This is a genomic window from Delftia lacustris (genome assembly GCF_040267515.1).
Classification (GTDB): Bacteria; Pseudomonadota; Gammaproteobacteria; order Burkholderiales; family Burkholderiaceae_C; genus Comamonas; species Comamonas tsuruhatensis.
In genome coordinates, this window is record NZ_CP141274.1 from 6862362 (window position 1) to 6883572 (window position 21211).

Genomic DNA, 21211 nt, shown 5'->3' on the forward strand with positions numbered 1-21211 from the left:
AACAGGCCCTAGGAACGATCGTCCTGCGCACCGCCTTCGCGCAGCCGCGCGAACTCGCGGTGCTCGTAGGCAATGCATTCCTCCATGAGGTGGCGGTACACCGCCTCCATCATGTCGGGCTGGCCGCCCTCGGCGGCCGTGCGCTCGCGCACGCGGCGCACGATGGCCTCGATGCGGCCCTCGTCGCGCACCTGGGCCGCATCGGCCTTGATGCGCGCGGCCTGCTGCATGTAGCCCATGCGCGTGACCAGCAGCGGCACCAGCATATCGTCCAGCGCATCCACATTGCGGCGCACATCCAGCATGTCGGTGCAGTGCTGCACCAGGTCAATGGCCTGCTTGGCGCGGTCCGTGCTCATTCCAGTCCTTCCTCCACCAGCTCGGCCGCGCGCATCAGTGCGCGCGCCTTGTGCTCGGTCTCTTTCCATTCCATCTCGGGCACGGAATCGGCCACCACGCCGGCGGCGGCCTGCACGTAGAGCGTGCCATCCTTGATCACGCCCGTGCGGATGGCAATGGCCAGGTCCATGTCGCCCGCAAAGCTCAGGTAGCCGCAGGCGCCGCCGTAGATGCCGCGCTTGGTCGGCTCCAGCTGATCGATGATCTCCATGGCATGCACCTTGGGCGCGCCCGTCAGCGTGCCGGCCGGGAAGGTGGCCTTGAACACATCCATGTTGTCCATGCCGTCGCGCAGAATGCCCTCCACGTTGCTGACGATGTGCATCACGTGGCTGTAGCGCTCCACGGCAAAGGCCTCGGTCACCTTCACGCTGCCCGTCTTGGCGATGCGGCCGATGTCGTTGCGCGCCAGGTCGATCAGCATCACGTGCTCGGCGCGTTCCTTGGGGTCGGCCACCAGCTCCTTTTCGGTGGCCTTGTCGGCCTCGGGCGTGGCGCCGCGCGGGCGCGTGCCGGCCAGCGGGCGGATGGTGACCTTCTGGCCCTCGCCCGTGTTCTCCTGGCGCACCAGGATCTCGGGGCTGGCGCCCACCACATGGAAATCGCCCAGGTGGTAGTAGTACATGTAGGGGCTGGGATTGAGCGAACGCAGCGCGCGGTACAGGCTCAAGGGGCTGGCCGTGAAGCGCTTGTGGATGCGCTGGCCCACCTGCACCTGCATGAAGTCGCCCGCGGCGATCAGCTCCTTGGCCTTCTCCACGGCCGCCAGGTAGTCTTCCTTGGCAAAGCTGCGCTGGGCCGGGTGGCTCTCGCCGGCCTTGATCTGCGGCGCGCTGACCGAGTAGCGCAGCAGATCCTTCAACTGCCGCAGCCGCTTCTTGGCGCGCGTATAGGCCTCGCTCTCGCCGGGGTTGGCATAGACGATCAGGTACAGCTTGCCCGACAGGTTGTCGATCACCGCCACTTCCTCGCACTGCAGCAGCAGGATGTCGGGGCAGTTGAGCGTATCGGGCGGGCAGGAATCTTCCAGCTTCTTCTCGATATAGCGCACGGCGTCGTAGCCGAAGTAGCCGGCCAGCCCGCCGCAAAAACGCGGCAGCCCCGGGCGCAGCGCCACCTTGAAGCGCTTTTGGTAGGCAGCGATGAATTCCAGCGGATTGCCCTTGGCCGTCTCCACCACCTGGCCATCGGTCACCACCTCGGTGCATGCCGCATCGCCGAAGCCGCTGGCGCGCAGCAGCGTGCGTGCAGGCAGGCCGATGAAGCTGTAGCGCCCGAAGCGCTCGCCGCCCACCACGGACTCCAGCAAAAAGCTGTGCTTGCCGTCACCGCCCGCATGGGCCAGCTTGAGGTAGAGGGACAGGGGGGTTTCGAGATCCGCAAACGCCTCGACCATCAGAGGGATGCGGTTGTAGCCCTGCGCAGCAAGGCTCTTGAATTCGAGTTCGGTGATCACGGGGAAAGACTCCGGATTGCGTGGCGCTGGCAGACCTGATGTGGGTGCGGGCTGCGCATGGATTGCGCCGATTCATTCGATTGGCCCGTAGGGCCTCGGGTGCACGCCGGGTCGCGCCCCGGGTGCTTCAGCTGTTCAGTTGGACAGGCTTGCGCCAGGGCCAGGCTCCCCGGTCTCCACAACCTGCAATGAACATGCGATGAATGAACATAGCGGGCAAGTGTAGCGCAGACGCGGCTGGGTACAAGTGCGGACCGGCGCCTTGCGGGGGCGCCGCAGGGGCCTGCCATGGCCACAATTGACACCCTGGTCAGCCTGACCAACAATGGCAGCACAACCTGACCAGAAAGGTCGACCATGCCGTCCCATTTCTCCGCCCGCACCGACGCTGCCTTGCCCGAGGGCGAACGCGACCCGCTGAACCGCGCCCTGCGGGACCTGAGCCATCAGGTCGGATCGGCCATGCCGCGCAACACCACGCCCATGCCGATCTCGGTCTTCAAGGCGCAGTACGGCGCGGTGCTCAAACAGGCCGATCACGACGGGGTGGCCCTCATCTCCCAGGGCCGCAAGCGCTACGTGATCGTCAGCGAGGAGCACATGGTGGCCCTGTCCGCCAACGAGCGCGCCCCCCGCACGGTGGCCGACATCTGCAGATCGCTGCCACTGCCGCGCCAGGCCGTGGATCTGTCCGCTGCGCAAATGTCCGGGGCGCGCGGCGATATCGACGTACCCGCCCGGCGCGCGCCATGAGCCGCTACCTGCTGGGCCCCCGCTGCCTGCTGTGGATGGCGAACCAGGAGCCCGCAACGCTGCAATGGTTCTCCACCATCCGGCCGCTGGACTGCATCGTCAGCGACCTGTCCATGGCCATCGCCAAGGCGGCCGTGGCCGAGACATTCCACGACCTGCGTGACCGCAACGAATGGTTCTCCCTGCTCGATGCGCTGTACGCCAACCTGCGGGCCGAAGGCGCCTCCATGCTGACCAGCGTGGACAACAAGGTGCTGGAGCGCTTCATCGAATGGCGCAACTTCGCGCCGCTGGACAGCCAGGGCCCGCAGGGCACGGCGCCCCTGGCGCAGGACCTGCGGCTGCTCATCGCCACGGCCGACCTGCTCAAGGTCTGCTACACCGAACCCGCCAACCTCTACCTGACGCAGGCCGCCGCCCGGGGCGTTGCCGTGCACGCGCTGTGATGGACTTCGACGTACCGCCCCTGTCCAGCGCGGTGCGCCAGGGCCTGCGCCGGCGCCGGGTCGTCCTGAGCCTGTCGGGCGGCGGCTATCGCGGCCTCTTCAGCGCCCATGTGCTGGAGCGCATCCACCGCGAATTCGGCAACGGCGACCTGCTGGAGAAAGTGGACCTGTTCGCCGGCACCTCCATCGGCGCCATCATCGCCACCGCCCTGGCCAGCGGCTGCCAGCCCGCGCGCATCAAGCAACTGCTGCTGGACCACGGCCCCGCCATCTTTCCCTCCAAATGGCTGCCCGGCCTGCGCCAGGCCATGGGCAAGGCGCTCTATGACAGCGCCCCGCTGCGCGCAGCGATCAAGGAGGCCATGCCGCAAGCGGAGCAGTCCGCCCTGGGGCAACTGCAGGTGCCGCTGCTGCTGCCCGCCGTGAACTGGAATTCATCGCAGCTGCACGTGCTGGCCAGCGGCGCCCTGCCCGACAGGGACCGGCTGGGCCTGACGCTGATGGACGCCATGCTGGCCTCATCGGCCGCCCCCACCTACTTTCCCGCGCACGCCGCAGCAGGCCATGTCTTCGTGGACGGCGGACTCGCCGCCAACGCGCCCGACCTGCTGGCCCTGCAGGCCGCCCGCCAGCTCTGGGGGCCGGCGGCCGACATCGTGATGATCAGCGTAGGCACCGCCAACCCCCAGCAGGGCCAGGACCCCGTGGCCATGCCCCGGCGCGGGCTGACCCTGGTCAAGCCCCTGCTGGAACTGGTCATGGCCGCCCAGGAGGTCCAGGCCGTCAAGGCGGCCCGCCAGGAACTGGGCACCAGCAGCTACCTGCGCCTGAACTTCACGCAGCCCGCAGCCCAGCAAAAGCGCCTGGGCCTGGACATCGCCAACGCCGACAGCACCCGTCTGCTGCAGGCCCTGGGCGACGAATGCATCGCCGCCCTCACGGAGCAGGAAAAGACGCTGCTGAAGAACGTCCTGGGCTGAAACGCCGGGCCAAGCGAAGCGAAGGCCCGACAGGGCTTGCAAAGAGAATCAGCGCTCAAACGCCGCCGAAGCCGCAGCCATCCGCCGCAGATACGCCGGATCCTCCTGCAGGCAATGCACGTAGCTCACCTCGTCCTCAACCAGCTCCTCCATCCGCTGCGCAGCCCCGCAAATGGCCTGCAGCGCATTGGCCACCACCTCCAGATTGCGATGGCCCTCGGGCCGCTCCAGCCAGGCCAGCGCCAGTTGGCCCAGCGAGTACACCTCGCTGCTGCCTTGCAGCGTCAGCCGGCCGATCTCGGTCACGGCATGGCTCAACTGCTGCGGCGTAGGCGGGGTCAGGGTTGTGGAAGCGGTACTCATGGCGCAACCCCTCCCACGGCAGACGCGCCAGCATGGGGCGCTTGATGGGTGGAGGGGAAGGCAGAAATGGAAATGCCGTACATGATTTCGTACTCCTTTGCGAGAGAACAAAACCACCGGCCCGTGTTCTTACGCACAGACAGGTGGACGGGATGTTAAGAACACGTGCAAAGCCGTGCGGACGCCCTTGCGGGTAGCCCCATCCCGCCCGTAACCGCAGGGACGTGGGCATGCACCCACGATCCGACAATTCAGACGTGACAAGGCCTCGCTCACGGGGAGGCCGCACCGCTTTACACGCAGGTGTTCTTACGCACCAGCCCCTGAACAGGGGGCCGCCGCAATGATAGAGGCTTTCAAGACGGCAAACGCCCCAGCGCTCCAGGCCGAGCGAAGCGAAGGCCCGAACCCACTCCCCGTATGGCCGCGCCTGCGCCGGGCTGCCTGCGGGGTTGCAGTCCTGCCGAAGGACAGGACTGCTTCGTCATCTGACTCGCTGCGGTTGTCTGAGCGAAGTTCACGCAGTGAACGCAGCGAGTTCCGCAGCGAACCCCGCAGGCAGCCCGGCGCAGGTTGCCCCGCAGCGCAGCGAAGGGGTCGCGGACATTCGGGTGTACGTGTCAAGGACATGGGTAACAACTCAGCTCACAGACATGGGTAACACTTCAAGCTCACATAGTCCTTCTGCGGTCCTCGCACATCCTCTTCGTTGAAGCAGCCCAGTCGCACCGGCCCCAGATACACATCCCACTGGCCAGCGGCCACCTCCTGCATCCCGATCCACTGCCCCGCCAGCAGGTAGCCTATGTAGACCCGCAGCGCTCGCCAGTAGATCAAGCCGTTGTGGCTGACCCGAACCCTTTCCCAATGCTTCGGGTACTGCAGCTCGGGTAGCTTTGAGGGGTATGGCCTGGTCGAGTCGCTGTAATGCTGGGCCGGCATGCTTTGCTGCAAGGCCTCATGCGGGCGCTGCTGGTTGTAGTGCTCCACAAAGGCATCGAGCTGCATCTGCAATGCCGCTTTGTCCGCCGCAGGCTCTTTGCCCAGGGCATGCTTGAGCGTGCGGTGCATCCGCTCGTGGCGACCGTTTTGCTGTGGCTTGCCCCTCTCGATGCGCTCCGGCCTGATGCCCAGCCTTATCCACCATATCGCCAGGCGTGACAGGCCCGCCACGCCAGTAGTCGCGAACGGCGGACCGTTGTCACTGCGTATGCGCTCGGGCAGTCCGTATTGCCGAAACACCTGTTCGAAGCTGCGTTTGGCATCCTCGTAGTTGGGGCTGTCGTAGACATGCACGGCCAGCAAATAACGGCTGGCGTGGTCCATGATGGTCAATGGATAGCACCAGTGACCATCGGCTGTCTTGAACTGGCCTTTGTAGTCTGCACTCCACACCCCATTGGGCTGCTTGCTCGTTCGCAAGGGCTGGGCCGTAGGCACCGAGCGTCTGCGTACACGCCTGCTGCAAACAAGCCCCTCAGCCTTCAGCACGTTGTAGATGGTGGTTTTGCTGGGTGTCTCCTGTGGGCCCCAGCGCTGCAGGAGCAAAGCGTGCAGCTTCTTGGGCCCCATCTGTGACCTTTGCTGCGTGCGCAGCTCAATGATGGCCCGGCGCTGTGCATAGCTGATCGCCTGATTGTTCCCGTGGGGCCTGCGACTGCGTTCTTGCAATCCATCCATGCCCAGTTGGCGGTAACGCTCAACCCACTTGTAGGCCGTCTTGCGGCTGATGCCGTAGCGCCTGCACAGCTCGCTCAGCGGCGCACCACCGCGCAGGTGGTCGGCTATGAAGAGCAGTTTCTCGTCCATGGGTGCGCACTCCTTCCAGGGCATGGTGATCGCTCCTTGGCTGCTGTTGGCTCCAGCTGCCAAGCTTGGATCTGTTACCCATGTCCTTGTACTGATGTGTCACCTATGAGTGTGAGTCGTACCCGGGCGCTTTTCTTTGCTCACTTTCTTGTAGCGAGACAAGAAAGTGAGTCGGCCGCCGGGCCGAAACCCGGCCTCGAAAAGAAACGCCCCGACAGGGGCTTGCAAACAGAATCAGCGGTGCAACGCACAGACAGGTGGACGGGATGTTAAGAACACGCATTGCGACGTGCGGACGCCCTTGCGGGTAGCCCCATCCCGCCCAAAACCACTGGGACGCAGGCTCGCGCCTGCGCTCCGGAAACAAGACGAAAGCCACGAGCCGGTGTTCTTACCCACAGACAGGTGGACGGGATGTTAAGAACACGCATTGAGCCGTGCGGACGCCCTCGCGGGTAGCCCCATCCCGTCCATAACCGCAGGAACGTGGGCATACACCCACGACAAGAAAGCGGACCGAGCAGGATGATAGCCACCCTCCATCGGCCCGCGAAAACCCTGTTGCCACCCCCACCCAATCCCCACAACATCTCGCCCGGACGTAACAAACCGCAACCGGGCCACAGCCCCCGCGCAGGAGACACCATGACCGCCTTGCCCCGCTGGATGAAGACAGCCGCCCTGGCCATGGCGCTGGCGATGCCGCTGGCCGCCACAGCCCAGGAGCCTGCGCGCACCGTCGCGGGCGTGGCCTATCCCGCCCAGGCCGGGGTGGGCGGCCAGACGCTGCAGCTCAATGGCGCGGGCATTCGCTACAAGGCCATCTTCAAGGTCTACACGGCGGGCCTGTATCTGGAAAAACCGGCCGCCAGCCTGCAGGAGATCGCGGCCCTGCCCGGCCCCAAGCGCGTGAGCGTGACCATGCTGCGCGAGATCGATTCGGCTGAGCTAGGCAAGCTGTTCGCGCGCGGCATCGAGGACAACATGGAGCGCGCGCGCTTCTCGCGCCTGGTGCCCGGCGTGCTGCGCATGAGCGACATCTTCACGCAGCACAAGAAGCTGCTGCCGGGCGAGAACTTCTCGGTGGACTGGGTGCCGGGCCAGGGCGCCCAGGTCTTCGTCAAGGGCCAGGCCCAGGGCGCGCCCTTCCAGGAGCCCGAGTTCTTCCAGGCGCTGCTGGGCATCTGGCTGGGCCCGCACCCGGCCGACGAGCAGCTCAAGAAGGCATTGCTGGGCGGTTGAACGGCTGCGCGGGCTCCTGCACCGGCCCGGCAAAGCGCGCCTGGATCTCCAGCCCCGTGGCACCGGGCAGGGCCGTGAGCGTCCAGCCATGGGCGCGCGCAATCTCCAGGCAGATGGGCAGGCCCAGGCCTGCGCCCAGGTCGCGCCGCTCGCTGCTGCGCCAAAAGCGCTCGAAGATGCGCGGCAGGTCCTCGGGCGGCACGCCACGGCCCTGGTCCAGCACCGAAAAGCCCAGCCCGCAGGCCTTCACGGTGACGGTGGCGCCCTGCGGGCTGTGCTGCACGGCGTTCTCGATCAGGTTCTTGAGCAGCACGAAGAGCGCGCCCCGGTCGGCACGCCAGGCGGGCGAGCCGTCCTTGACCTCGCAGTGGATGTGCACGCCGCATTTTTCGGAGGCGCGGGCCATGAAGTCGCAGACCTCGCCAATGATGTCGGCCGGCGCAATGTCTTCCATGCGGTAGCGCTGGTGCTCGCAGACCTCGGCCAGGTGCAGCAGCTGCTGGACCTGGCGCGCCATGTGGTCCACGTCCTTGAGCAGCTCGGGGCTGCGCCGGTCCTCGGGCTCCAGTTCGATCTGCACGCGCATCAGGGCCAGCGGCGTCTTGAGCTCATGCACGGCCATGGACAGGAATTCCTGCTGGTTCCTGAAGCCGGCCTGCAGCCGGTCCAGCACGTGGTTGAAGGCCTCGACCAGGGGCGCGAACTCGCGCGGCAGGTCCTTGGGCTGCAGCCGCGTGCCCAGCGTCTGCGGGGTGATGCGCTGCGCATCCTGCGCGGCCACGCCCAGCGGCCTGAGCATGCGCTGCAGCGTGCGGTGCGTGGAGAACAGGAACACGACCAGGAAGACCACGCCGATGGCCACCATGCCGCGCCACAGCGCGGGCAGGCCCACCGATTCGCGCAGCCAGTCCACCATGCGGTCGCTGACGGCTATCTGCACGTGCCACGTCGTGCCGTCGTGGACCAGCGTGGCCGTGCCCGCGCGCATGACCACGCCGCCGCGCTCGTAGGCAAAGGCCTTGAGCTCGGGGTCGAAGCCCCGGCCGGTCTGCGTCAGCGGCTGCATTTCGCCGTTGGGGGCGAAGACCACGCGGCCGCGGGCGTCGGTGATGCGCAGCTGCATTTCCTCGCCCAGGCTGGTCAGCATCCAGGCCTTGAGTTCGCGCTCGCTGAAACCCTGGGGCACGCCCTTGGCATCGAAGCTCACCCACTCGGCCAGCTTCTCGGCCGCATGCCCCATGCCGCGCTGCAGCGCATAGCTGTCGAAAGGCTTGGCGACGAGGATCACCAGCGCGCCCACCAGCAGCGCGCTGAACACCATGCTCAACCCATAGACGGCCAGCAGCCGCGAGCGCAGGCTACCGGGCCAGCAAAGGTTCGCGAAGCGCATAGCCCTGACCCCGGATGTTGACGATTTCCATGCACGAGCCGGCCGCGGCCAGCTTGCGGCGCAGCCGGTGCAGGGCCACATCGAGGGCGTTGGGCGTGACCACGCTGCTCATGCCCCAGGCCGCCGCCTCCAGCGTGGAGCGGCGCACCGTGGCGCCGGCCTTGCGCACCAGGCTGAGCATGATCTGCAGCTCCGCCGGCGGCAGCGCGATGGCCGAGCCCGCGCAGTGCATGCAGGCCTGCTGCGGGTTGATGCTGATGTCGCCCAGCTGCGGCGCCAGCTCCTGCACCAGGGCCGGGCGGCGCAGCAGGGCGCGCACGCGGGCAATCAGCTCTTCCATGGGAAAGGGCTTGGTCAGGTAGTCGTCGGCACCGGCCTCCAGGCCGCCCACGCGGTCGCTGAGCGCGTCACGGGCCGTGAGCATCAGGCAGGGCGTGGAGCGGCCTGCGGCGCGCAGGCGCTGCACCAGTTGCAGGCCGTCGCCATCGGGCAGGCCGCGGTCGATGACGATCACGCCGTAGTCGATGTCCTGCAGGGCCAGCCAGGCCGTGGAGATCTGGTGGAAGACATCGGTCTCTATGCCGGAGTTGGCCAGCGAGCGGCTGACCAGCGTGGCCAGCCTGGCATGGTCCTCAATTAATGCGATGCGATTCATGGTTTCCGTCGTTGCCGCACAGGGACAGCAGATGCTCCCTGATCCCGGTGATGCGCTGGGGCGCCATGGGCTCGACCAGCACATGGATGACCCACAGGTCCTCGACAATGGCGCGGCATTGCAGGGCAATGTCCTCGGACACCAGATCGTCGGCGCAGGCCGCGTCCACGAAATCAAACCATATGTTCTGGAATCTAGCGCGGGTCAGCAACTGTGCGGCCGTCTTCTGGCCGCGCTGGCGGGACAGGGCATGGTCGCAGACGCAGCGGATATAGGCGCGCAGGTGGCGTGCGGGGCCTGGAGGCTCCTCGGCCAGCGCCTGCAGCAGGTCCTCGCGGAACTTGAGGATAAGCAACTCGAAGATCGTCTCCAGCCGCACGGCACGGTGCTGGCTGCATTCTTGGAAGCGCGAACCCAGGGAATACGCCTGGCCCGCCGCCTGGATACCTATCACGTCCTGGTAGATGGAGGCTTGCATTGCGATGGCACGTTCTGTCGTTTCAGGCTCCGTCGGTCCGCCGCGAGAGCGGCAAACCTGCGGGGAAAACGGCCATGCCCCCCGATTGCGTCTTACTGGCGACTTACCGGCCCCTGAATCTGCCCCATTACACCGGGAATATGCAGGCGGCCGGTTTGATCAATATTGGCTCAAATATCTTCCTGCCAGCCAGCAACATACCTGACCAGCGCCCACTGTGCCAGCCACAGTGCCATATATCCAAATGTCTCCACCAGCTCCTCCAGCACGATCACCTGATAATCAAACCATTGCTGCAGGACAATGAAACCATGACCTTCCGCATTGGTGGATATCACCATGGCCGCGACAAATGTCGCCAGGCTGAATATCGGCAGCGCCTTCTCGCGCACCAGGCGCTTGATGACCTTGTTCCAGACACCGTGGCGCACAAACCAATAGCAGCACAGCAGCAGCATGGCACCCACCACCCATTTGACGGCGGGCCGGTACCACAGCACCTGGGAGCTGATCACCGGCCCCCACTTGCCAGCCTCCAGGCTGGGCAGGAAAGCTGCGCCCCAGGCCAGTTCACGCCCCAGAAAGGCCAGCCAGAACAGGGAGGCGATCCACCACAGTGGCGCTGCAAAGGAGCCCTTTTGCCGCCGCGCCGCAACCAGGGCCGCCACCATGCCCAGCAGCAGGGTCACGGCCTGGATATTCTCCAGGAATCCATTTTCCCAGCTCAGGCTTTGCGGCAATACAAAGCTCAGGGGAAAGCTCAATATCAGCCCTGCCAACAAAGCCCAATTCCAAAGCCGCAGCAAGGAATCATCATGGTATTTGGACGCGGATATTCTTGTTTTTGAAAGGGAAGCAGTCATTTTGATACAGGGCGTCTGGCGCTTTATCTGTTGATATGGTTTTTGCAAGCACGCAATATCCCGGAAATACTTACCAGGAAGCCGGAAAAATGGCGGGCGCACGGGCCTTCCCGCCGTTTTTCATTACAGCAGACTTGCCACCAGATTGCAGCACTGTGTCAAATTTGCCCTGCCGGGCGCGCAGTTGCCACCGCAGCCCGGCCAGGGCGGGCCGGGCTCGGCCCGTTGCCAGAACGGGCCGAGCTCAGGCGACGCGGACCGCGCGCGGGGGCAGCGCCGCCAGGGGCGCGGGCTGCACCAGGTCGCGGTAGTAGTTGGGCAGCGCGAACAGTGCGGGGTGCACTTCGGCGTTGTAGTAGCGCAGGTCGGGCAGGCGGCGCTCGGCCAGGCGCTGGCGCAGCTGGGCGGGGGGCAGCGCCGCCGCATCCAGCGTGTCGGAGGCCACGGCCAGGCCCCAGTAGGCGCCGTACAGGGGGATGTAGAGGCCGTAGCAGCGCACGATGGCAAAGCGCTCGCGCAGGCTGGCCACCAGCCGCGCCACCTGCTCGCCATGGAAGACGGGGCTGCCCAGGTGCAGCACCAGGGCGCCGCCCGGCGCCAGCACGCGCTTCATGCGCGCCAGGGCCTGGTCGGAGTACAGCGCGCTGGCAGGCGTGTCGGGGTCGGTGAGGTCCATGAGGGCGAGGTCGAAGCGTTCTTCGGTGCGCTCCACCATGGCCATGCCGTCGCGTATGCGTAGCTGCAGGCGCGGGTCATCGAACACGCCCCGATGCACCTGCTGCAGGTGCGTGCGCGCGGCCTGGACCACGGCCTCGTCCAGCTCGGCCACCACCACCTGCTCCATGGACGGGTGCTTGAGCAGTTCCTCGGCTGCGCCGCCATCGCCGCCGCCCAGGATCAGCGCCTTGCGCGGCGCCGGGTGGGCCAGGGCAGCGGGGTGGACCAGGGCCTCGTGGTAGAAGAATTCCTCGCCTTCGGAGGTCATGAAGCGGCCATCCAGTCGCAGCACCTTGCCGAACTGCGGCGTGTGCAGCAGCTCCAGCTCCTGATGGGGCGTCTGCACGGTTTCGCGCCGCGTGGCGCGCCAGCCAAAGCGCGCATGGGGCGTGAGCGCCTCCAGCGCCCAATCGCCCTCATCGGCCGCCGCCTCGTCCTTGGCGCCGGGGCCGATGTCGCCACGCATGAGCTGCTGGCGCACCACGCGGCCCGGCGCGTAGGCGGCGATCACGCCCTCCATCAGCGCGCGGGCCTTGCCCGAGTTGTCGGCGGAGAAATTGCAGACGTAGACATCGACGGTGACGCAGCCGGTCTCGGGCCAGGTGTGTATGGCCAGGTGCGATTCAGCCAGCAGCACGGTGCCGGTCACGCCGCCGGGCTGCCCCTGGTAATCAGGGAACTTGACCCAGCGGTCCTCCACCAGGGTCAGGCCGGCCTGCGCGGTCTGTGCGCGGCACAGGGCGGCGATGGCATCGGCGTCGAGCATATGGCGCTCGTCGCCCTGGCATTGGTAGAGATCGGCGGTCAGGTGCAGTCCGTGCATGTCGCGTGCTTCCTCCTTGTCTGTGGCCGGATCGCGGCCAGGATGGCAAAGCAGACGACTCTAGCAAAAACATAAATCGCACCGTCAAAGTGCGTTAACCATCGCCAAATCCCATTCTTTTTCCAACAAATTTGGAGGCTGCGCGTCTCAGGCCAGTTCGGTCAGCGCATCGACGAAGCCATCGGCATCGACCTGGCGCACGGGCTGGCCGTGGTTGTAGCCGTAGCTGACCAGCACCACGGGGCAGCCCGCGGCGCGCGCGGCCTGGGCGTCGTTGCTGGAGTCGCCCAGCATCAGCGTGCGCGCGGGGGAGGTGCCCAGGGCCTCGCAGGTCTTGAGCAGGGGCAGCGGGTCGGGCTTCTTGCGCTCGAAGGAATCGCCGCCGAAGACCTGCTCGAACAGCGGTGCCAGGCCTTTTTGCTCCAGCAGCGGCCGGGCGAAGGACAGCGGCTTGTTGGTCAGGCAGGCCAGGCGCAGGCCGCGCGCGCGCAATGCCTGCAGGCCTTCGAGCACGCCCGGGTAGACATCGGCGAACTGACCGTTGAGCTGCAGGTAGTGGTGCTCGTAGCGCTGCCAGGCCTGGCCGTAGATGGCATCCACATCGGCCGCGCCCACATGGGCCAGCACCGAGCGGATCAGGTGCTCCGAGCCCTTGCCCACCATGTTCTCTATGGCCTGCGGGGCGATGGCCGGCAGTTGCAGGTCCGCCAGCATGCGGTTGAGGGCTTCGGCGAAGTCGCCCAGGGTGTTGACCATGGTGCCGTCGAGATCGACGATGGCGGCATCCAGGTGCGTGGGGTTCAACGGAATAAGGTTTGCAATCATGGCCATGGAGTATCGATAACCGGGGGCTGCCTGCGCAGGAACAGCGCTGAAAATATCAGAACTTGCACGGGCCCTGGACTTGGGCCCTGCGGCTCCTGGCAGACCCGGCATGGCGGCGGCCGCGCACCCCGGCGCACGCAAGGGGCCGTTGATCAGAACGACACCCAGTCGTCCTGCTCCTGCGCTTGCGCCTGCTTGTGCGCAGGGCTCACCGGGCTCACGGGGCGCAGCACGGGCCGGGCAGCCTGGCGGGCGGGGAGCGCCGCTTTCGCGGGTGCCGGGTTGCGCGCCTGCACCGTCGGCTGCGACAGCGGCGGTGTCGAGGCAGGCTGTGCCGCCTGGCCGCCCAGCTGGAAGATCGACACGGCCTGAACCAGCTGCTGTGCCTGCGTTCTGAGGCTGGCCGCCGCTGCCGCGCTTTCCTCCACCAGCGCCGCATTCTGCTGCGTGACCTGGTCCATCTGGCTGACGGCCTTGCCGACCTGCGCCACCCCCGCGCTTTGCTCATCGCTGGCACTGCTGATCTCCCCCATGAGGTCGGTCACGCGCTGGATGGACTGCAGCACCTGCGCCATGGTGGCGCCAGCCTGGTCGGCCAGCTCGGTGCCCTGCTTGACCCGTGTGGTGCTGGTGGCGATGAGCTGCTTGATTTCCCGGGCGGCCTGCGCGCTGCGCTGCGCCAGGTTGCGCACCTCACCGGCCACCACGGCAAAGCCCTTGCCCTGCTCGCCTGCGCGCGCAGCCTCGACTGCGGCATTGAGCGCCAGGATGTTGGTCTGGAACGCGATGCCGTCGATCACGCCCACGATTTCGCCGATCTGGCGCGAACTTTCGCTGATGTCCTGCATCGCGTTGACGACCTCCTGCACGGAGCCGCCGCCCTTGGTGGCCACCTGGCTTGCGCCCAGGGCGAGTTGATTGACCTGCTTGGCGTTGTCCGCGTTTTGCCTGACGGTGGTCGACAGCTGCTCCATCGACGCTGCAGTTTCCTGCAAGGCGCTGGCCTGCTGTTCCGTGCGCTGGCTCAAGTCGGCATTGCCGTTGGCGATCTCCGTGCTGCCGCCCGCGATCCCATCGGCATTTTTGCGAACCTCATGAACGACCGAGGCCAGGCTCTGGAGCATGGCATTGAGCGATGCCTGGACGCTGCCTTCGGGGGCCTGGTGGCGCAGCAGTTCAGGGCTGAGATTGCCTTGGGCGATCTGTTGGGCGACATCGCCCAGTTGCGCAGGCTCTGCGCCCAGGGAGCGCGTCAGGCCTCGCGCTATCAGCCAGCCCATCAGGACAGCCAGGAAAATGGCGACCATGCTTGCGGCGATCAGCATGTTCCTGCGGTAAACGTAGGCCTGCGCTGCCTGTTCAATCATCTGTCGCGACCGTGCGCGGGTCAGTTCACTGTACTGGCGAGTGGTCTCGGTCAACTCCGCTAACAAGGGCCGACACTCGTCGTTCATCTTGCGGACCGCTACATCCTTTTTATTTTGCAGAGCCAGGGCCACGATGTCGGTGGCTACCGGTCCGTAGCGCCGCTCCACATCAGCAATGCTGGTCACCAGATTGCGCGCATCGGCAGCGGCTTCCGTTGACTCCGCTGCGGCCTGGAGCTCGGTCAGCCAGGCCTTGACGTCGGCGTGTGCTGAGGTGAGAGCGCCTTTCTCCTTCTCCAGGTCTGCGGGCGATGTGACCAGCACCAAGTTACGCACCGCGATAGCCCGTCGATCCACGGCTGTGCGAACCTTCTCGGCCAAGGTTGCTCGGGCGTTGATACCGTCGACAAAGTGGACAAGATTTTGATTTGCCTCGCTCAGCGCCTGCAGGGCGAGAAGTGCCACAACCATAGTGAGAAGCGCGAGGGAACTGAAGGCCACGGAAAATTTGGTCTTGACAGTCCAGAAGCGAGGATTCATGGCACGTCTCCAATGAGATACGAAAATTTGCGGTGTACGAGCGGGGACCGGGACGTGCCGGAGCAAATTGCTCAGTTCGCAGCGCAGTCCGGCAGGGCTGCCGTGGCCGTCGCCAGGAGCTTGTCGGCATCGATGAGCAGCAGCGAACGCTCCTCGAGCACGCCCATGGCCAGCAGGCAGTCATTGACCAGGCCCCCGCCCATGGCGGGCACGGCGCGCAGGTCCTGCGGCATGAGCGTCACCACGTCGGTGACACCCTCCACCACCATGCCCGTCACTCCGCCAGGCAGGCGCAGCATGATGGTCACGGTGCAGGCGTCGTACGGCTTGGGCGCAAGCCCCAGCCTGAGCCGCAGATCGATGACGGGAATGACCTCCCCGCGCAGTTCCAGCACGCCGTTGAAGTAGGCGGGGCCATTGGCAATGCGCATGGGCGACTCGTAGGACCGGATCTCCTGCACTTGCAGCAGGTCGATGCCGAACTCCTCATCGTCCACAAGGAAGGAAAGCCATTGCCTGGCGGTGTCGGTTGTCAGTGTAGGTGGCATCTTCATCACTCCAATCAAATTTATTTGATGAATTTGCTAAAAATTTAACAGAGAAAAAAGAACAGCACAACTGGTTGTTACATTTTTGGGGTGTGTTGATGCTCGACACGTGAGCCAGGCGGAGCGCGTCGCCAAGCGCTGCCGGGCTGTGGCGACGGCTTGCCCAAGGGGATAGAGGACTGCGAGGCGGCTCGGCGCAGCGGATCCCGGGCAATGGCCTAGCGAGACTGAATTGATAAATTCAATTCCTCAAGATGGATGCAAGCTTGGTAAATTATCAATTACATCATATTGATCAAAGATTTCCGACCGCATCTCAGGAGACCCCCACCATGTTCCTCCGCCTTCTGTCCATCCGCACACGGCTCATCGCTGCTTTCATCCTGCTCCTGCTGCTGCTGAGCACGGTCGCGGCCATCGGCTCACTGCAGATCGCCCGGGTCCAGTTCAATGCCAACGACCTGGGCACCAACTGGCTGCCTTCCACCAATGCGCTGGCCTCGATTCGGGCCACAGCCAATGAAGCCCGCCGCGCCACCCTTCGCCATGTGATTGAGGAGTCTGTACCGGGCAAGCAGGCTCAGGAAGAGGCGCTGGCGAAGGCCGAGAAAGCCCTAGAGTCGGAGTTCTCCACCTACGAAAAGCTCATTTCCTCCCCTGAGGAAAAGAAGCTGTACGACAAGATGCGCGTAATTTGGGACGCCGTCGTACTGGAGGATAGGAAAGTACAGGAGCTGTCCAAGGCCGGGCCTGAGCAGGCTGCCCAGGCGCGTGAACAAGCCACGGGATCTGCGACCCAGGTCTTCACCGAGTTCATGGACGTCGTGGGCCAGGACATCGCGCTGAACCAGGAAGGCGGGCGCAAGGCCACCGAGCAGGCCGAGAAGGACTACCACCTGGCGCTGTACCTGCTCGGCGGGCTGGCCACGCTGGCGGTGTCCCTGGGCGCCGTGCTGGCCTGGGCCATCACGCGCTCGATCACCGAGCCCCTGCACATGGCGGTCTCGGTGGCGGACACCGTGGCGCGGGGCGACCTCACGGCCAGCATCGTGGTGCAGGGCCGGGATGAGCCCGCCCGGCTGCTGGGCGCGATGCGCGACATGAACGGCAAGCTTCGCGAGATCATGGCAAGCATTCGCCTCAGCAGCGACAGCATTGCGACGGGGTCGAGCGAGATCGCCTCCGGCAGCCTGGACCTGAGCCAGCGCACCGAGCAGCAGGCCAGCAACCTCGAGGAGACGGCCGCATCGATGGAGGAGCTCACGGCCACGGTGCGCACGAATGCGGACACGGCCCAGCAGGCCAGCAAGGTGGCTTCGGCCGCGTCGGCCTCGGCTGCCGAGGGAGGCCAGTCCGTGGCCCTGGTGGTGCATACCATGCAGGACATCTCGCAGGCCTCGCGCAAGATCGCCGAGATCACGAACGTCATCGACGCCATTGCCTTCCAGACCAATATCCTGGCGCTCAACGCTGCCGTGGAGGCCGCGCGGGCCGGCGAACAGGGCCGGGGCTTCGCGGTGGTCGCCAGCGAGGTGCGCGCGCTGGCCCAGCGCTCGGGCACGGCGGCCCGCGAGATCAAGGAGCTGATCGGTGCCAACCTGGAAAAGGTCGAGCAAGGCACCCAGGTGGCCACCCGGGCTGGCGAACAGATGGGCCGCATCGTGGAGCAGGTGCGCAGCGTGGACACCATGATCGGCGAGATCTCCAGTGCATCGGCCGAGCAGGCGGTAGGCATCCGGCAGGTCGGCGAGGCGGTGAGCCAGCTGGACCAGATGACGCAGCAGAACGCGGCGCTGGTCGAGCAAAGCTCGGCCGCTGCGGGCAGCCTGGAGCAGCAGGCCGCTTCTCTGGCGCAGATCGTCTCCACATTCAGGATGCACCCCGAGCATGGGGCAAGCCACCCCGCCGCGCCGCGTGCCGCCAACGTCCAGGCCATGGGGCCCAGGCAAGCGCTGCCGGCCGTTCAGGCACGCGTATCGCCGGCCCGTGCGCAACCGCAGGTCAAGGAGGAGGAATGGGCGGCCTTCTGACCTGAATCCGTACAGAAGCAAGGAAATGGCGGCAAGATGACGTATTCATGTGAACCGTTGCGGGGCCCTTGTTCATGATCAAGCGCATCAGTGTGCGGCAGCTGCGGCTGGGCATGTTTCTGGAGAGCTTTTGCGGCAGCTGGATGGAGCATCCGTTCTGGCGCAGCCGCTTCAGGCTGGAAGACCCTGCCGACCTGGCGAGGATCCTGCACGCCCCCATCCAGGAAGTGTGGATCGATACCGCCAAGGGCCTGGATGTCGCGCAAGACGAGCCGTCTTGCTCGCGCGAGCAGGTGGACACCGTGATCGACGCCCAACTGTCCGAGATCTCGCAACTGGCCGAGTTGGAGTGCGAGCTGCGGCCCGTTGCCTTCGATGAGGAGGTGAAGCGGGCGGCCCGGATCTGCCGCCAGTCCAGGCAGGCGATCACCGCCATGTTCCGCGAGGCGCGCATGGGCAGGGAGATCAACCAGGACGAGGCCCGCTCCGTGGTCGCCGAGATGTCCGAGTCGATCATCCGCAACCCGTGCGCCTTGGTCAGCATCGCCCGGCTCAAGAGCAGCGACGACTACACCTACATGCACTCGGTGGCGGTCTGCGCCCTGATGATCGTGCTGGCACGCCAGCTCGACCTGCCACCGCAGCAGGTGCGCCAGGCGGGCTATGCGGGGCTGCTGCACGATATTGGAAAGATGGCGATCCCCGCCCCCATCCTGAACAAGCCGGGGCGCCTGACCGACAGGGAGTTTGCCGAGGTCCGCGAGCATCCGGCGCGAGGCCTGGAGCTGCTCCTGGCCGGCGGCGTCGATGATCCGGTGGTGCTGGACGTCTGCCTTCACCATCATGAGAAGGTGGATGGCACAGGCTACCCCCACGGGCTGCGCGGCGAGGACATCAGCCTGTTCGCGAAGATGGGCGCGGTCTGCGATGTCTACGACGCCATCACCTCGGACCGCCCCTACAAGCGTGGCTGGGACCCTGCCGAGGCGGTGCACAAGATGGCCGAATGGAGCGCCGGGCACTTCGACAAGACCGTATTCCAGGCCTTCGTCAAAAGCATAGGCATCTACCCGGTGGGCTCTTTGGTGCGGCTGACAACGGGCAGGCTGGGGGTCGTCGTGGACCCTGGCCGCCAGTCCCTGACCTGTCCGCAGGTCAAGGTGTTCTATTCCACGGCCAGCGGCATGCGGATGGCACCGGAGACCGTTGACCTGGCCCGGCCCGGGTGCCAGGAGAAGATAGCCAGTCGGGAAGACCCCGCGAAATGGGGCTTCACCGACCTCGATGCCCTGTGGAAAGACCCGGCCTGGGAACGGGCCACATAAAGGCGGGGCTGCCGGCTCCCGCACAGGGGCAAAAGACCTGTTCCCGGCCTGGGGCCGGAACCCGCCCCGCTGCGGGCGGCAGCATCCGGCGCCCACGGGCGTGCAGGCCTGGCAACAGATTTGATAGATAAATTCAATAAAATTTGATTGAATTGATATTTATGATTCACATGCCGGCCCACACCTTTGTTGCGGCATGAAAGATCTCCCCATGCAAAAGATACTGATCGCCGAGGACCATGCCGACATCCGCAAGCTGCTGCGCATGACACTGGAATTCAGCGACTTTGACGTCATAGAGGCTTGCGATGGCGACGAGGCCTGGGCGATGGCCGAGAGGCTCAGGCCCGACATCGTCCTGCTCGACATCATGATGCCGGGCACGCTCGACGGCCTGGAGGTGTGCAGCCGCATCAAGCGCTCCTACGAGCTGCTGCATACGCAGGTCATCCTGCTGACGGCCCGGGGCAGCGCCGAGGACCGCAAGGCGGGCCTGCAGGCCGGAGCCGACGAATACCTGGTCAAGCCCTTCAGCACCCTGAAGCTGCTGGAGACGATCGAAAAGCTCGAGAGGATCGACTGATGGCCCAGTACCAGACCGCCTCCCCCCGGGAGCCATCGCGACGCTTCGATCCTGCGGCCGTGGAGCAGATGGAGCAGCTCATCCAGGACTTCGGCCGCATGTACCGCGAGCGCAACGATCTGCTCAAGGAAGTGACACGCGCCCACCACGAGACCCTGCTGCGCCTGGCCATGGCCGCCGAGTTCAAGGACGACGACACCGGCTCGCACATCATCCGCATCGGCTACCTGTCGGAGGCCTTGGCCCTGCGCCTGGGCTGCCGCATCGAATTCGCCAGCCTGCTGCGCAAGGCGGCCCCGATGCATGACATCGGCAAGGTCGGCATTCCGGACACCATCCTCAAGAAGCAGGGCCCGCTGGATGCGCAGGAGCGCCTGGTCATGAACCGGCATGCCGAGATCGGCGCGCATCTGCTGGGCCAGTCGCGCATCCCGGTGTTCCAGATGGCGGCCGAAATCGCCGCCAGCCACCACGAACGCTTCGACGGCAAGGGCTACCCGCAGGGATTGGCAGGCGAGGACATCCCGCTGTCGGCGCGCATCACCTCCATCGTCGATATCTTCGACGCGCTCACCATGGACCGGGTGTACCGGCCGGCGTTCGGGCGAGCACGGGCCCTGGAGATGATCGCGGCGGAACGGGGCAAGGCCCTGGATCCCGGCATCGTCGACGCGTTCATGGACAACATCGAAGAGCTGGATGCGCTGCGCCTGGCGCTGACCCGGCAGTCCCCGTCCTTCACCGATCTGATCGACACACCCTGAAAGCCCGCCATGCATCCATCATCGACATGTTTCGGCGCACCGTCTCCAAGGCGCGTGCTGGCCCGCCTGGCAGCCGTTGCCGGATTGCTGCTGTGTCTGGTGCCATGGTCCGGCTCTGCCGCAGCTGGCGAGGTGCTGGAGCGGATTGCATCCACGGGCGCCCTGCGTGTGTGCATATGGCCCGACTACTACGGCATCACCTTCCGCGACCCGCGCACGGGCCGGCTGACGGGCGTGGATGCAGAGCTGTCGGCGGAGCTGGCCAGGGAGCTGGGCGTACGGCTGCAGTATGTGGATTCCTCCTTTCCCAGGCTGATACCTGACCTGCTGGAGTCGCGCTGCGATGTCGCCATGTTCGCCGTGGGCATACTCCCCCAGCGGCAAAAGCAGCTGCGCTTCACGCAGCCCTATCTGAGCAGCGACATCTACGGCGTCACCACCAAGAGCAATCAGGCCGTGCAGTCCTGGGCGGACATCGACCAGCCCGGCGTGCAGGTCGCCGTGCAGCGCGGCACCTTCATGGAGCCCGTGATGCGCGAGACGCTCAAGCATGCGCAGATCGTGTCCATCGAGCCGCCCCAGACCCGCGAGAAGGAGCTCATGGCAGGGCGCGTGGATGTGTTCATGACCGACTACCCCTACAGCCGCCGGCTGCTCGACAGCTCCGACTGGGCCCGGTTGATCGCACCGCCCAAGCCGTTCCACGTGCTTCCCTACGGCTATGCAACCAGTCCTGCCGACGCCCAGTGGCTGGCGCGCCTGGACCAGTTCGTCTCCGACATCCGGCGAGACGGCCGCCTGGCCCGGGCAGCGCGCAACCACGGGCTGAGCGCCATCGTCGCGCCTTGAACCCTC

General features: G+C 65.8%; 21 protein-coding genes and 1 pseudogene. 9 read left to right on the forward strand and 13 right to left on the reverse strand.

The features are described 5' to 3' along the window. Positions 1 to 8: 8 nt before the first annotated feature. Together U6958_RS32830 and trpE are read right to left on the reverse strand one after the other, a co-directional pair. On the reverse strand, positions 9 to 359 hold the full coding sequence (locus U6958_RS32830; protein ID WP_074923569.1) for a chorismate mutase: 351 nt from the start codon (positions 357 to 359) through the stop codon (positions 9 to 11). Next, positions 356 to 1855, reverse strand: a complete 1500-nt coding sequence (trpE, locus tag U6958_RS32835) for an anthranilate synthase component I (protein ID WP_074923568.1) — start codon at positions 1853 to 1855, stop codon at positions 356 to 358. The genes U6958_RS32830 and trpE overlap by 4 nt, the downstream gene beginning before the upstream one ends. A gap of 357 nt (positions 1856 to 2212) precedes the next feature. Between trpE and U6958_RS32840 the strand changes: the two genes are divergently transcribed. From U6958_RS32840 to U6958_RS32850, 3 genes are read left to right on the forward strand one after another with little or no spacing between them, the layout of a single operon-like run. Further along, complete coding sequence (locus U6958_RS32840; RefSeq protein WP_013804688.1) at positions 2213 to 2608, forward strand: hypothetical protein; 396 nt, start codon at positions 2213 to 2215, stop codon at positions 2606 to 2608. Beyond that, the gene (locus tag U6958_RS32845; protein ID WP_074923567.1) at positions 2605 to 3054 is read left to right on the forward strand and encodes a hypothetical protein; all 450 of its coding nucleotides are present in this window, start codon (positions 2605 to 2607) and stop codon (positions 3052 to 3054) included. Before U6958_RS32840 ends, U6958_RS32845 begins: the two co-directional genes overlap by 4 nt. After that, the gene (locus U6958_RS32850) at positions 3054 to 4034 is read left to right on the forward strand and encodes a CBASS cGAMP-activated phospholipase (protein ID WP_074923566.1); all 981 of its coding nucleotides are present in this window, start codon (positions 3054 to 3056) and stop codon (positions 4032 to 4034) included. Before U6958_RS32845 ends, U6958_RS32850 begins: the two co-directional genes overlap by 1 nt. Before the next feature lie 48 nt (positions 4035 to 4082). On the opposite strand, the gene U6958_RS32855 is transcribed toward U6958_RS32850, so the two are convergent. Next, positions 4083 to 4397, reverse strand: coding sequence for a hypothetical protein (locus tag U6958_RS32855; protein ID WP_043791354.1), 315 nt, complete (start codon positions 4395 to 4397; stop codon positions 4083 to 4085). A gap of 645 nt (positions 4398 to 5042) precedes the next feature. Next, positions 5043 to 6230: an IS481 family transposase gene (locus tag U6958_RS32860; protein ID WP_012202818.1), complete on the reverse strand. Its 1188-nt coding sequence runs from the start codon at positions 6228 to 6230 to the stop codon at positions 5043 to 5045. A gap of 621 nt (positions 6231 to 6851) precedes the next feature. Here U6958_RS32860 and U6958_RS32865 point away from each other — a divergent pair. Continuing rightward, positions 6852 to 7448, forward strand: a complete 597-nt coding sequence (locus U6958_RS32865) for a chalcone isomerase family protein (protein ID WP_047473840.1) — start codon at positions 6852 to 6854, stop codon at positions 7446 to 7448. Here the strand turns inward: U6958_RS32865 and U6958_RS32870 are convergent. The 9 genes and pseudogenes from U6958_RS32870 to U6958_RS32905 all read right to left on the reverse strand — a co-directional run bounded on the left by U6958_RS32870 (position 7423) and on the right by U6958_RS32905 (position 15654). Further along, complete coding sequence (locus tag U6958_RS32870; protein ID WP_074924342.1) at positions 7423 to 8838, reverse strand: HAMP domain-containing sensor histidine kinase; 1416 nt, start codon at positions 8836 to 8838, stop codon at positions 7423 to 7425. The two genes, U6958_RS32865 and U6958_RS32870, sit on opposite strands and share 26 nt — an antisense overlap. Beyond that, positions 8807 to 9493, reverse strand: a complete 687-nt coding sequence (locus tag U6958_RS32875) for a response regulator transcription factor (protein WP_017407765.1) — start codon at positions 9491 to 9493, stop codon at positions 8807 to 8809. The genes U6958_RS32870 and U6958_RS32875 overlap by 32 nt, the downstream gene beginning before the upstream one ends. Continuing rightward, positions 9471 to 9971: a hypothetical protein gene (locus tag U6958_RS32880; RefSeq protein ID WP_074924340.1), complete on the reverse strand. Its 501-nt coding sequence runs from the start codon at positions 9969 to 9971 to the stop codon at positions 9471 to 9473. The genes U6958_RS32875 and U6958_RS32880 overlap by 23 nt, the downstream gene beginning before the upstream one ends. Positions 9972 to 10141: 170 nt before the next feature. Next, the gene (locus U6958_RS32885) at positions 10142 to 10882 is read right to left on the reverse strand and encodes a hypothetical protein (RefSeq protein WP_227472472.1); all 741 of its coding nucleotides are present in this window, start codon (positions 10880 to 10882) and stop codon (positions 10142 to 10144) included. A 196-nt stretch (positions 10883 to 11078) separates the two neighbouring features. Next, a complete protein-coding gene (speE, locus tag U6958_RS32890; RefSeq protein WP_404997208.1) occupies positions 11079 to 12017 on the reverse strand; it encodes a polyamine aminopropyltransferase in 939 nt (312 codons plus the stop codon). Positions 12018 to 12023: 6 nt separating this feature from the next. Beyond that, positions 12024 to 12374: pseudogene (gene speD / locus U6958_RS33375) on the reverse strand (adenosylmethionine decarboxylase); the annotation flags it as partial. Positions 12375 to 12521: 147 nt separating this feature from the next. Then, positions 12522 to 13199, reverse strand: a complete 678-nt coding sequence (locus U6958_RS32895; protein WP_026062241.1) for a phosphoglycolate phosphatase — start codon at positions 13197 to 13199, stop codon at positions 12522 to 12524. Between the two features lie 152 nt (positions 13200 to 13351). Then, positions 13352 to 15106 (reverse strand): methyl-accepting chemotaxis protein, encoded by a 1755-nt coding sequence (locus U6958_RS32900; RefSeq protein ID WP_074924334.1) that lies wholly within the window; start codon positions 15104 to 15106, stop codon positions 13352 to 13354. A 71-nt stretch (positions 15107 to 15177) separates the two neighbouring features. After that, positions 15178 to 15654: a chemotaxis protein CheW gene (locus U6958_RS32905; protein WP_034368788.1), complete on the reverse strand. Its 477-nt coding sequence runs from the start codon at positions 15652 to 15654 to the stop codon at positions 15178 to 15180. A 332-nt stretch (positions 15655 to 15986) separates the two neighbouring features. Here U6958_RS32905 and U6958_RS32910 point away from each other — a divergent pair, with 332 nt between their 5' ends. From U6958_RS32910 to U6958_RS32930, 5 genes are all read left to right on the forward strand, one after another. Continuing rightward, positions 15987 to 17684 (forward strand): methyl-accepting chemotaxis protein, encoded by a 1698-nt coding sequence (locus tag U6958_RS32910; protein WP_074924332.1) that lies wholly within the window; start codon positions 15987 to 15989, stop codon positions 17682 to 17684. Positions 17685 to 17758: 74 nt separating this feature from the next. Next, positions 17759 to 19009 carry an HD-GYP domain-containing protein gene (locus U6958_RS32915; protein ID WP_046240182.1) on the forward strand — a complete coding sequence of 417 codons (1251 nt, stop codon included), beginning with the start codon at positions 17759 to 17761 and terminating at the stop codon, positions 19007 to 19009. A gap of 211 nt (positions 19010 to 19220) precedes the next feature. Continuing rightward, positions 19221 to 19592, forward strand: coding sequence for a response regulator transcription factor (locus tag U6958_RS32920; protein ID WP_034348076.1), 372 nt, complete (start codon positions 19221 to 19223; stop codon positions 19590 to 19592). Beyond that, the gene (locus tag U6958_RS32925; RefSeq protein ID WP_016450587.1) at positions 19592 to 20356 is read left to right on the forward strand and encodes an HD-GYP domain-containing protein; all 765 of its coding nucleotides are present in this window, start codon (positions 19592 to 19594) and stop codon (positions 20354 to 20356) included. The genes U6958_RS32920 and U6958_RS32925 overlap by 1 nt, the downstream gene beginning before the upstream one ends. A 9-nt stretch (positions 20357 to 20365) precedes the next feature. Beyond that, complete coding sequence (locus U6958_RS32930; protein ID WP_016453965.1) at positions 20366 to 21205, forward strand: ABC transporter substrate-binding protein; 840 nt, start codon at positions 20366 to 20368, stop codon at positions 21203 to 21205. Positions 21206 to 21211 lie beyond the last annotated feature (6 nt).